The 10,188-nt window shown below is 29.4% G+C and carries 14 protein-coding genes; 2 read left to right on the top strand and 12 right to left on the bottom strand.

Annotation, left to right across the window (positions count from 1 at the left end; all coding sequences use genetic code 11):
• Positions 1–18 precede the first annotated feature (18 nt).
• From RR409_RS18545 to RR409_RS18535, 3 genes are all read right to left on the bottom strand, one after another.
• Positions 19–459 carry a hypothetical protein gene (locus RR409_RS18545; protein WP_332559263.1) on the bottom strand — a complete coding sequence of 147 codons (441 nt, stop codon included), beginning with the start codon at positions 457–459 and terminating at the stop codon, positions 19–21.
• 53 nt (positions 460–512) lie between these two features.
• Complete coding sequence (locus RR409_RS18540) at positions 513–863, bottom strand: hypothetical protein (protein ID WP_332559262.1); 351 nt, start codon at positions 861–863, stop codon at positions 513–515.
• A 760-nt stretch (positions 864–1,623) separates the two neighbouring features.
• A complete protein-coding gene (locus RR409_RS18535) occupies positions 1,624–2,061 on the bottom strand; it encodes an NUDIX domain-containing protein (RefSeq protein WP_332559261.1) in 438 nt (145 codons plus the stop codon).
• A 391-nt stretch (positions 2,062–2,452) separates the two neighbouring features.
• On the opposite strand from RR409_RS18535, the gene RR409_RS18530 reads away from it, so the two are divergent.
• Positions 2,453–2,995 (top strand): GNAT family protein, encoded by a 543-nt coding sequence (locus RR409_RS18530; RefSeq protein ID WP_332559260.1) that lies wholly within the window; start codon positions 2,453–2,455, stop codon positions 2,993–2,995.
• A 479-nt stretch (positions 2,996–3,474) separates the two neighbouring features.
• Here the strand turns inward: RR409_RS18530 and RR409_RS18525 are convergent, their stop codons facing one another.
• From RR409_RS18525 to RR409_RS18500, 6 genes are all read right to left on the bottom strand, one after another.
• Positions 3,475–3,897, bottom strand: coding sequence for a hypothetical protein (locus RR409_RS18525; protein ID WP_332559259.1), 423 nt, complete (start codon positions 3,895–3,897; stop codon positions 3,475–3,477).
• Between the two features lie 160 nt (positions 3,898–4,057).
• Positions 4,058–4,603, bottom strand: a complete 546-nt coding sequence (locus RR409_RS18520; protein WP_332559258.1) for a GNAT family N-acetyltransferase — start codon at positions 4,601–4,603, stop codon at positions 4,058–4,060.
• Positions 4,604–4,715: 112 nt separating this feature from the next.
• Entirely contained in the window at positions 4,716–5,489 is a 774-nt protein-coding gene (locus RR409_RS18515; RefSeq protein ID WP_332559257.1) for a class I SAM-dependent methyltransferase, read from the bottom strand.
• Positions 5,490–5,645: 156 nt separating this feature from the next.
• The gene (locus RR409_RS18510; protein ID WP_332559256.1) at positions 5,646–6,209 is read right to left on the bottom strand and encodes a GNAT family N-acetyltransferase; all 564 of its coding nucleotides are present in this window, start codon (positions 6,207–6,209) and stop codon (positions 5,646–5,648) included.
• Between the two features lie 101 nt (positions 6,210–6,310).
• A complete protein-coding gene (locus tag RR409_RS18505) occupies positions 6,311–6,496 on the bottom strand; it encodes a hypothetical protein (protein WP_332559255.1) in 186 nt (61 codons plus the stop codon).
• A gap of 88 nt (positions 6,497–6,584) precedes the next feature.
• Entirely contained in the window at positions 6,585–7,040 is a 456-nt protein-coding gene (locus RR409_RS18500) for a hypothetical protein (protein ID WP_332559254.1), read from the bottom strand.
• A gap of 817 nt (positions 7,041–7,857) precedes the next feature.
• On the opposite strand from RR409_RS18500, the gene RR409_RS18495 reads away from it, so the two are divergent.
• A complete protein-coding gene (locus tag RR409_RS18495) occupies positions 7,858–8,022 on the top strand; it encodes a hypothetical protein (RefSeq protein ID WP_332559253.1) in 165 nt (54 codons plus the stop codon).
• Positions 8,023–8,229: 207 nt separating this feature from the next.
• Here the strand turns inward: RR409_RS18495 and RR409_RS18490 are convergent, their stop codons facing one another.
• The 3 genes from RR409_RS18490 to RR409_RS18480 all read right to left on the bottom strand — a co-directional run.
• Positions 8,230–8,655, bottom strand: coding sequence for a GNAT family N-acetyltransferase (locus RR409_RS18490; protein WP_332559252.1), 426 nt, complete (start codon positions 8,653–8,655; stop codon positions 8,230–8,232).
• 161 nt (positions 8,656–8,816) lie between these two features.
• Positions 8,817–9,434 carry a lactate utilization protein gene (locus RR409_RS18485; RefSeq protein ID WP_332559251.1) on the bottom strand — a complete coding sequence of 206 codons (618 nt, stop codon included), beginning with the start codon at positions 9,432–9,434 and terminating at the stop codon, positions 8,817–8,819.
• Between the two features lie 64 nt (positions 9,435–9,498).
• Positions 9,499–10,188, bottom strand: a 690-nt coding sequence (locus RR409_RS18480) for an endonuclease/exonuclease/phosphatase family protein (protein WP_332559250.1), incomplete at its 5' end; no start/stop codon positions are given.

The raw sequence follows: 10,188 nt of genomic DNA, 5'->3' as shown, positions 1-10,188 counted from the left end.
CTTATAACTTTCATATATTTACCATTTACTTCTCATATGTTTATTTTCCATACTACCAGGTTTATTGAAAACATTGATAGCCACGTATGTGCCGCCAATAAATATAGCATAGCGCACAAAGGTTACTATTATAAAAGGCATTATTATTAGCAGTGGTAAGATCATTAGAAGACTTTGCTTCTTACTAAACACCTTAATCTCATTGCAATTCATCATTGGTATATTATTATAAAATCTTTTTACTGTTTCTGAATGCAATGTAGAGAAGATTAGTGTTAATAATATTCCATATTGGAGTAAATAAAGAAAACTGCCTTTATGCACACTAATTATTTCAAATTCTTTTAGTAGAAGAAATAAACAAAATATATACCAAAGTCCAATTGTCACTATTGTAGAGTTTCTTCTTTTTTCTATATAACCTTCAGGTAAATCTTCATAAGTTATATTTGAATCCATAACGTTCTCTCCCCTTATACTGTTTATTCATTAGATTTAAATGTTTTTGCACACTAAATCATAATTCCTACCAAAATGTTTAACAAAGCAATGCATAACATTTTTACTGGAAAGCCTAGCTTTTTATAATTAGCTTCTGAAAAATCGGAAACTGCTTTTTCTCTACCATCATTATTGATACTCAAAATATGTGAATACATAGCACTTCCTCTAAGGCTATAAGCCGAGCCTGATATTGTAAATAAAAATAATACAAGATATATGCCGCTAGAATACATTAGCACATCTTTATAAATATCCATACTTTTATACCCTAGTAAGTAACAAGCTGCACCAAATACTAGAGCATTTATTATAAAAACCATTAGGGTAGAAATTAAATTAAAACCTAACTTTTTAATCATAATAATAAATTCCTCCTGTAAATTAGTATTGTTTAACTAAACTTAACCCATTGTATGCCCCCTGTGCTTCTATATTTAATTTTAAAATAGGAACTTTTGTTAGGATAAACGTTAATATGAATTTAAAATTTTATAATATGTGTCTCTAAAAATTTCATCTGATGTGTGTTGAATAAATGTTTATGTGCTTAAATAACTGATGTCCTATGCGTTAATTACATTCTTAAATACTTCTTCTGCATTCACTCATATACTGTTCAATCCAGCCGAAGGGATAGTTGATGAATAAAGTAATGCAAATTAAATCGATTTTATGTAACTTAAGTTATTTTATTCTAAGTTATATTCATGGTAATATTTTACCATTACAGGAATTAATTGTATATGAAATTTAGTAAATTGTAACTTAAAGTTTTTTATTTATTACATTCTATTTTCGTACTAATGGTTTTATAACATTGCAAATGGAAAGGTTTTATAAAAAACAATAGTATTTATACTACAATTAATAGACACAGAAATACCTAATACGATATTTAATGGATGAACATTTAACAAGTTAGTTGTAAATTTCACCACTTCTCCTGATAATGTTGCTACGAAAAATAATACTAAACTTAGAATTCAAAATATAAATGCCCAAAATTTGATTTTTATTTTCATATTTGCACCCTCTAATTAATCTCTTAGATCATAATGATTTAAGTTATCCTTTGTACAGAATTCACATCTAAAAAGAAGATTACTCAGTATAATACCCTTATATCTCTTTTAGAAACTCTAATACCTTTTTATGCAGAAAAGGTTGAATCGCAGGATAAGTTAAATTATCCGGTATTTCATCAAATAATTTTATTTCACTTATTTCAAAATAAAGCTGAGTATCTAAGGTTTCTACTTCTGCGTAAAATAGTTGTCCAAAAGACTCGGTATAGTTTACATTTTCATCTTTTTCTACAGCATATGTGCATATTGGAATTAGCCTAAACTTAGTTGCTCCTGTTTCCTCAAATAATTCTCTTGAAGCAGTATCATTAATATTTTCATTTTCTTCTCTATGTCCTCCAGGAATTTCCCAAGTATTTCTGTCCTTATGTCTTACATAAATCCACTGCCCATTTAATCTTGTCATTATCACCGCAAATAATAATTTATTATCTTCTATAGTATTTAAATCATAATAGTTTACTTTAACCATATAACCTACTCCCCCATTGTTTATTCGTTTTATTTTCAATCATGTCTCAACAACTTATTCCATAATGCTTTACAGAATCCTCCCAAATTAAAAGCCTAATATTATTTTAATATTATAAGATTGATTTACCTTATCCTTTAAATTAAAAGATTGTAAGTTTTACGTCTCTTGATAAGAAAAAAGCTATATAATTATTGAAGTTTAAACAACGAATAAGGACTTTTAAAACTGCATAGTACCATATTAAAGAACAAAAGTTATCATCAGAATCTGAACATTAATGAAATGAATTTGTAAATATGCTACAATTTTCTTATGAATTAGGACATGGTTTCTTTTATTATAAAATAAGAAATTCAAATTGGATTTATATATGGGAGGTAAATTTAATATGGGGCTTACAGGTAACAATATTTTTATTCGCTTTTTTCAAAATGATGATGCAGAACCTTTACTGGATTTGCATTTAAGAAATGGTGAATTATTTCAGAAATATTCGCCAACTTTTGATGATGAATATTACGCACTTGATTCAAAACATAAATACATTAGCAGTTCTATAAAGCAAAGAGAAGAAGGTAAAAGTTATTCTTTTGGTATATGCTTAAAAGATAGCGGTAAATTGATTGGTGATGTATCCTTGTATCACATATCTCGAGGTGCACTCCAAAGATGTTTAATTGGTTATTCATTGGACAAAGAATATAATGGTAGAGGATATACCACGGAAGCAGTGTCTTTAGCAGTAGAATATGCATTTAATGAATTAAAACTCCATCGTATCGATGCAGGTGTAATGTTAAGCAATATAGGTTCAATGCGAGTATTAGAAAAGGCAGGTTTTCATAGAGAAGGTATTGAACTTAAAGGTGTAAAGATTAATGGTGAATGGGAAGACCATCAGATATTTGCTATAATATCTGATAATAACTAAACTTTATTTATACACTTATCGGAAGTATAATACATAATTTATATATAATAATATAAATTTATAAAGAGTTATATTATTATATATAAATAGAAATTTAATCATAGGGGGACAAATTATGGATTTTGGTGGATGGTCATCATGGCAAGTTATAACTTTAATTATTTGTATTACAGTAGCAATTGGTTGTGGTACGGTAGTTAGTAAAACAAAGAAAAAGTAATATTATATGAACTAAATAGTAAAGTGGACAGTTATTAATTGTCCACTTCTTTTATTCTCACATATCAACATTGGCTTAAAATAGAGCTAACTACTAAAATTAAAACCGAATGTCTTATATAAATATCGTATTACTATTAAATATATTTTTTGGTATTTTTACGTTATGATTTAAATTAAAAATGCAGTAAGTTCTTACGTGTGTCCCTTGATAAGAAAAGTATAAGTAAGTTGTCGTAATATTTACTTATCCTTATATTCTATTTAACTTCAAATAGCTCATGTAGTTTTAAGATAGCGAAAAAGAGAATGATTAAATTTAAAATGATAAATACAACTTGAGCTAAGAAACCAAGAGATACTATAGATTGAGATTGTAAAGTACCCCCTATTTTACTATTAAGGAATGTTGATATGGGACCTTGTACATATTCCTTTAAATATATTACACTTAATCCCCCTATAGTTACACTTACAATTTTACTATTGCTGACTTTTAATAGCCACAATACTGACAACACAAATATGATATAAATCACGAAAAATTTAGCTGCACTTAACACTTCAAAATCAAAGATCATAAATTCAAGCCCAAACCATAATGTAAACACATAGGACAAAATAATATATGCTATTGTACAAATTGTATTAAAAACTCTTCCATTTTTAAAATCCACCTTCATGAATATCCCCCACTTTTATTTTTCTATATCCATTACTTTCACAGATATTTTCCATGCTTATTTTATTAATCTTCGGTTCTCCATTTAAAAATTTTCAAGATTATAAAATTTTATAAACAATTTATGAAGCTACTTCTATACCTTCGTTTTGAAAGTTAATTTATCTTTCCTTATAAAAACTTAGCATATCCACTGGACCAAATTTAACATGTCTATCTATCTTATGAAGTTTTCCCTCAAGTATAAATCCAAGTTTTTTTAACATATTTGATGATTTTATGTTCCAGTCATATACACAAGCTGTGAACAACTCAATATTTGTAGTCTTAAAGCAATAATCTATAAGGGCTTCAACTGACTCTGTACCATAGCCTTTTCTTCTATATGCAGCATTGACAACATACCCAATTTCATAACACATTACGGCTCTTTCTGTTTTTTCAGTGAGATGCATAATACCTATCACTTTACTGTGTTCTCTTGATTCAATTGCATAATGTGTCTCATCAGATACTAGATATTTAAACACAATTTCATATTTCTCGTTCATGTCCTGGTAGGGAGTAAACCCATCATCACAAGCAGTTTCCTTATCACTCATAATCTCAAATAAATCAAGTTTATCGCCATATTCAATACGACGTATAAGTAAACGATCCGTATCGATTTGTAATTTTTCAAATACCTTTTTAATATCCTCTTCCATGTCAGTGCCCCCCAATTTATTTAGAACCCCTTTATGTGATATTTATATAATATTATAAAGTGGCTTATTAATGAGATTGTGAATTAGATACAAGACAATAAACATAGTATCTTTAAGGCTTTTTTGCAAGGTATAATTCTACAGTATCATTAATAATTATTTCATTTCCAAGTTCTTCGATTGCTGTCCTAACTCTATGATAAAGAAGCGATTTTATTGATTCTTCTAAGGCTATATGGTCTGAATAAGTATTTAGCAATTCTATATATTCAATGCCGGTCATTTTCCTTGTATTATGGTATTCCTTAACCTCAACATTTACAAATCCATATTGTTCTATTTTATTTATACTTGAATACTTTGGTCTAACTTGGGTATTGGTTATCTTATCACTCCACTGCGGTAATATCTCTCTATAGATAGATTGAATTTTGAGATGTACAGGATTATCCTTATGATTTGGTGATGGCCTATTCCAAAATAAAGCAATTGTACCACCACTCTTTATTATCCTATACGCCTTTTTATATCCAACTTCTTCTGGTATCCAATGAAAGGCAGTAGCAGAATATAACATATCAAACTTGCTATCATCACACTCGTAATCTTCAAAAGCAGATTGAACAACGTTGAAATTTTCATAAATCTTGAACTTTTCTCTTGTATATGAAGCAAGATTTTCACCTAATTCAACTGCTGTTACTTTACAATTTGTTTTTAAAAACGGTTCTGTAGCTTGACCTGTGCCGCAGCCTACCTCTAGTAAAGACTTGTCCATAGTGATTTCTGCATATTTTATTACATCTTTAAATAGTTCAGTTCCATAATTTGGACGTCTCTTATCATAATTTAAAACTGCCTCGTCAAATAAGTATTTTAAATCCATGTTATCATCTCCATTCTCATTATACATTTTTTCTATGTTTTCATCATACTTTACAAAATCCACCTAGTCTTTAACTTAGATAGCTTGAAAAAAGCTTCTAACTAGTTTACTTGAAATTATGGCCATATAATTCTGTATAAAGATTTTTAGTGAACTTTATTTATAGTTATTATAATATTCTCCATGTAAAATACTAAAATAGAATTGGTCCACCCACTTACCTCTCCATTGATATTCTTCCCTAAATACGCCTTGCTTTGACATTCCTACCTTTTGCATAATAGATGCAGATTTTTGATTCTCGCAATGGCACATACCAACAACCTTATGGGCATCTAATTCGTTAAATGCAAAAGATATTAAAAGCTGTACACTCTCTAAACAATATCCATTCCCCTGAAATTCTGGCAAAATAACATATCCTATTTCCCAACTTTTACGATTCCAACCATATTTCCATATATAGACTATTCCTATGTGCATACCATCTGAAATTCGTCTAACAATAAAATCAAAAACATGGTTTTGTTCAATTCTATCGGTAAATTTTCTTCTAACACAATCTTTGTCTGTTTCAACATATTCTTCGTAATACCATAACTCTATATCAGTTTCTTCATCACATATAAAGTCCATATGTTCCTCTGCCACAGGCACAAGTTCAATGGCTTTACCTTTTAATAAATGATGGATTTGCTTCTTTATAATTTCGTTTTCCATCTTTGCCCCCGATTCCATATTATAAAATAATCTTTGATTCACGATTTAAATGTATAATCTTCCCTCACATACTTCTAACTATCATATTTCTTATCATTCATTTACTTATCATCAAATTTTCCATTAGTAAGTTCAAGGTGCTTTTTTATTGTTGATATATTTTCATGCAGTATTTCGATTCTATAGGCAAAAGCTAATAGTATTATTAATAAAGCTATATACGGTCCAATGGTACCAAAGAGAAATAAAGCAATTGGTGCCGCAATTAGAATTATTAAAAAGAGCATTTCTATCCCCCCATTTTATGTTATAAATTAATTCTCAGCATTTTACTCTTTTAACGGAACTTAAGAGTGTTCCGAACTAATTTTCATATTATTGATTATCCTTATGTAACTCTTTATCTACAAGTTGCTGAACTCTGCCAAATGAAATTTCCTTATTTTCTCCACCTAAAGTTATAAAACTCTTTGCTAGATCTTCAACTGTAGTCTCTAATATATTCATAAATTGACTATAAGCAAAATTGAATTTTGGTTCAGTCTCATCTTGTCCAAAGACAGAATATATAAGTTGCTCAATCATTTGGTCCATTCCCCATAGTTTTAAATGAAGTAGTTCATGTATAATCAATGCCTCTAAATTAGTTTGTTTGGGGTTATAATTGTTTATCATTAATATAGCTTTTCTGTCTGCCATATCTATTTTAATATCACCAGTCTTACGCCATTCTGTGTTAACAATCTCATATTTAATATCCCAATCTCTTAATCTCAAAATATCTTGCCATTTTCTTAAATAAGTTTGTATTAACTTTTCATCAAATTTCATGTATGATATCCCCCTTTTAATTTAATAGACATATACTTTCATCATCTAGCATTATATTTTCAATCTTTAACTTTCTATTACTTAACACTGACCACACAACTCAATAGTATGGTGCTGCAATTAGATCAAGCTAAAATACTATTAAAGAATACAGCTATTACTATCTTTAATCTATCCAGTTTTTATGGTAAGAACTCTTAAACATTGTCTCACCTCTTCACTGAATTTGTGTCATTGTATATTATTAATCTGACTTTAAATAAAACTTGTGCATTATTTTACCAACTCCATTTTACCATATAATTACTGTAATAATATACCTGTAGCTTTTGCTTATTACTACTGAAAAAAAGCAACTTATCGCTAAGACTTGAATACAGCGAAAGACTTAGCTTTAAATTGCCTACTGATTAGTTAGATTTAACTTTTAAGATTAATAAAAAAAGCCACTGAGAAAAGTGTTTAAGAGCTTAATAGCTACTTGGATACTTAATCATAGTGTCTTGTGTTCGATTTTCAAATTTAAATAAGAATTTCTTAAATGTGGTATTGGGATAATATAATAAAATCGCTTAATTAGGGAAACTTTACATAAATATATCTTTAGGATAACTCTCATTTTATATTTATTTAAAAATGTCAATTAGGGAATTTTTTTAATTAAGGATTTCCTCAACACCTTTTTCATCCTCATGCTTCTGAAGTTCTAATAATATACTCTACTTATTTATTACATTGATTTTAAAGATAAGAGGATAATTTGTATAGTAATGTACAAACTAAAACTGTAAAAACACTATGCTAAGGAGGTATTTTAATGACAAAGGATAGCCAACCAGATAATAAAAAAGCAAGAATGGAAAAATGTAATTATCAAACTCCAATAACTGAAGAAGGTCATAACCATAATCCTAATGCAAAACATAAGTCTATAGAGACCGAGGGATTTAAGAGTCAACATTTTAATAGATTTGGTAATTAAATATCTTAATAAAAAATGTAGCCAAGTGAAAATCCACTTGGTTACATTTATTATTTCTTTAACTGTATTTGAATTGCTATAGGCTACTGATATGCTTTAATTTCACCATGACCTTCTAGTAAAATAAACAATGCACATAAATTATAATTCATATGCATTGTTATTCTGATGCGTGGCAGTGGCAATATAAGATAAGAATATGTTGAGCTATATACTCTTTTTCATATAATAACGTTTGTGCTCCACTGGACAATCCTCTAATACCCCAAAAACTTCATATCCATGTTTAAGGTAAAAATCTTTTGCTTGAAAATCAAAGGTATCTAAGTGAATTAAACTGCACCCTTTTTCTTTCGCAGTTTTCTCTACTTCATTTAAAAGCACAGATCCATACCCTTCTTTTCTATACTCCTCCTTAACCCACAAAACATCTATGTATAGGCAATTCCAACAGTATAATACACTATTTATTCCTGCTAGGACCTCTCCACTTACCCCTTTTATTACTCTATTAATTGGAATAAAGGATGGTTCTTGGGTAAAAGGAGCTTTGGATAAATTATATTCAACTATCCCATCCTCAACCAAAGCACATTCTTCTCTTGTACTTTTTTCAATAACATAATTTGTCATACTTAGTTTCCCCCAGTTTAATTTATAGATTTTTATATGTTCTATCCTACAACTCTTTATTCATTTAGGCGATGGTTTAGAATAGTGTTGAAAATTTATGACTTTTTAAGGGAAGTTCTCAAAACGCCTTCGGTTAATTCTTCTTTTAAGAAGAGTGCGGATTAATAACCACACTCTTCATTAACTATGAATAATTTCATTCTAGTGTTATCTGACTGTCCTTCTATTATTGATAGACTATTACATACTCTTTCCTTTGAAATACAGTCTACACATTTATTTAAAGTTACACATGGAGGATTATACCCTGCACGTTTTGCATTTTGAGGACATGCTATGTTTTTAACTCTTTTTATTCCTTCCTCAATCGTATCTACAATTTTATTTTTTCCAACCACAATAATTACCCTATCTGGTCCAAAAGAGATTGCGGCTACTCTGTTGCCACTATGGTCTACATTAACTATTCTACCATCAATAGATATGGCATTTGATCCAGTAATATACCAATCAGTTGTAAGTGCCTTTTTCTTTAATATTTTACATTCCTCACGATTTTCTGCAAGTTCTTTATCATAGACTATATTACCTCTTTCTAATAGAGAATTTGTAATATTTATCTTCTGTAGCGTAGCTGAATGTCCAATTCCAACACTACATTCAGCTGGTATGATACTAAATATATATGATTTAACATCCTGCAAAGTCTCAAAATACTCTACTTCAATATTTCTCGACTTAAAGCTATCTTTCAATCTATTAATCTTCTCTATATCCATCATGATCCCCCACATTTACCCTATTTCGTCGTCCTTTTACCAGATGACGTACTATCGACTAAATTTATAATATAAAGTCAATCTGTGCAACAACACCATAATGGTCACTTGCCGAAAGCTTGTTTATTTCAGACACCTTAGTTCCGAATATATCAACGTTCTTTAAGTTTTCCTCAAACTTACCACCGTAGTTCAGCATTAAATATATACGGTCCGCTGGAATTGGAATCTCTGTAGTATTCCTACCTCCCCAACGAGGGTTTTTTACAAAGTCGAGTGTAGGTATTACAGCTAAGCCGTTTACTGCAGCATATGAGCTTGAGACTTCATACCAATAAGGATTTGCTTCGTTTCCTTCTATAGTTTGCTCTCCTAATAAAAATCTGTGCACGCTAGAGTTAAGGCTTCCATTAAAATCACCAAGGATTATAAAAAAGTCAGCTTCTTCCTTTTGCATATGCATATACTTGTCAATTGCAACAATTTGCTCTTCCTTTTCCTTGGCAGAAGCCCATGGTAAATGTAAATTAGTTAAAGAAAATCTCAATCCCTCAACTTCAAAAAGTACATTTAGGGCAGCGCTATATGCATATTCTGCACTTTCGTTTAAGAAGAAACTCTTAGTTATTGGATACTTACTAAGGATTGCTAAGCCCTCTTCATAATCTCTATATTTCTTAAATTCACAATGCTGATACTGTGTTTTCTTTTTAAGATGATTATTGAAAAAATCTTCTGTTACCTCTTGTAATCC

Source organism: Clostridium sp. (genome assembly GCF_036642255.1).
Classification (GTDB): domain Bacteria; phylum Bacillota; class Clostridia; order Clostridiales; family Clostridiaceae; genus Clostridium_J.
This window is presented reverse-complemented; position numbering and strand designations above follow the sequence as displayed.

Bases quoted from the DNA above. Each gene is read 5' to 3' on its own strand.
- RR409_RS18515 (WP_332559257.1), bottom strand. From the start codon at position 5,489: ATGGATTTAAAATACTTATTTGACGAGGCAGTTTTAAATTATGATAAG.
- RR409_RS18505 (WP_332559255.1), bottom strand. From the start codon at position 6,496: ATGCTCTTTTTAATAATTCTAATTGCGGCACCAATTGCTTTATTTCTC.
- RR409_RS18535 (WP_332559261.1), bottom strand. From the start codon at position 2,061: ATGGTTAAAGTAAACTATTATGATTTAAATACTATAGAAGATAATAAA.
- RR409_RS18510 (WP_332559256.1), bottom strand. From the start codon at position 6,209: ATGGAAAACGAAATTATAAAGAAGCAAATCCATCATTTATTAAAAGGT.
- RR409_RS18525 (WP_332559259.1), bottom strand. From the start codon at position 3,897: ATGAAGGTGGATTTTAAAAATGGAAGAGTTTTTAATACAATTTGTACA.
- RR409_RS18495 (WP_332559253.1), top strand. From the start codon at position 7,858: ATGACAAAGGATAGCCAACCAGATAATAAAAAAGCAAGAATGGAAAAA.
- RR409_RS18530 (WP_332559260.1), top strand. From the start codon at position 2,453: ATGGGGCTTACAGGTAACAATATTTTTATTCGCTTTTTTCAAAATGAT.
- RR409_RS18520 (WP_332559258.1), bottom strand. From the start codon at position 4,603: ATGGAAGAGGATATTAAAAAGGTATTTGAAAAATTACAAATCGATACG.
- RR409_RS18500 (WP_332559254.1), bottom strand. From the start codon at position 7,040: ATGAAATTTGATGAAAAGTTAATACAAACTTATTTAAGAAAATGGCAA.
- RR409_RS18490 (WP_332559252.1), bottom strand. From the start codon at position 8,655: ATGACAAATTATGTTATTGAAAAAAGTACAAGAGAAGAATGTGCTTTG.
- RR409_RS18545 (WP_332559263.1), bottom strand. From the start codon at position 459: ATGGATTCAAATATAACTTATGAAGATTTACCTGAAGGTTATATAGAA.
- RR409_RS18485 (WP_332559251.1), bottom strand. From the start codon at position 9,434: ATGGATATAGAGAAGATTAATAGATTGAAAGATAGCTTTAAGTCGAGA.
- RR409_RS18540 (WP_332559262.1), bottom strand. From the start codon at position 863: ATGATTAAAAAGTTAGGTTTTAATTTAATTTCTACCCTAATGGTTTTT.